Origin of the sequence: Rhodopseudomonas palustris (assembly GCF_003591005.1) — a bacterium.
Classification (GTDB): Bacteria; Pseudomonadota; Alphaproteobacteria; order Rhizobiales; family Xanthobacteraceae; genus Rhodopseudomonas; species Rhodopseudomonas palustris_K.
Map to the genome: position 1 here is coordinate 1 of NZ_QYYD01000073.1, position 605 is coordinate 605.

Sequence of the window (605 nt, forward strand, 5' to 3'; positions counted from 1 at the left end):
CTCCCAGGGGCTTTAAAGAGTTGCTGTATTCTCTCATCGCTAGATTTTCCGCACTTCTGAATAAATATCTAAAACGGTCTCCTAAAGATGACATTCTATTCCCGTCCTTTGCAAATTTCTTCTGTATCTATTTTACACTAATTCCCTTAATTGTTGACAATTAATCTTGCAAAATATAAAATAAGAGAATAGATGACATGTCATCTAAATACAATTTAAGGAGAATATCCATGCCCCCAAAACACCAAAGCCGAAGTATTCACCACGCCTTCGTTACTGGCGCAACAGGTTTATTAGGAAATAATCTAGTGCAAGCCCTTCTAAAAAAAGGAATTCAGGTGACTGCTTTAGTACGCTCTCGACAGAAAGCTATAGAGCAGTTTGGCAATTTGCCAATCCATTTCATTGAAGGAGTTATTTGCCAGCCAGACAGCTATCAAAATCATATGCTAGGTTGTGATAGTCTTTTTCACACAGCTGCTTTCTTTCGAGATAGTTTAAAAGGCGGTAAACACTGGCAAGAACTGTATAATACCAATGTGAAGGGTAGTTTGGAACTTTTTGAAGCCGCTTATAAAGCCGGCATTCGTCAGGCGGTCCATACC

The 605-nt window shown here is 39.0% G+C and carries 1 protein-coding gene; it reads left to right on the plus strand.

Translation table 11 applies throughout. The features are described 5' to 3' along the window. Nucleotides 1-230: 230 nt before the first annotated feature. Nucleotides 231-605 (plus strand): SDR family NAD(P)-dependent oxidoreductase (locus tag D4Q52_RS26010; RefSeq protein WP_119859475.1); only part of this gene is annotated, 375 nt, incomplete at its 3' end.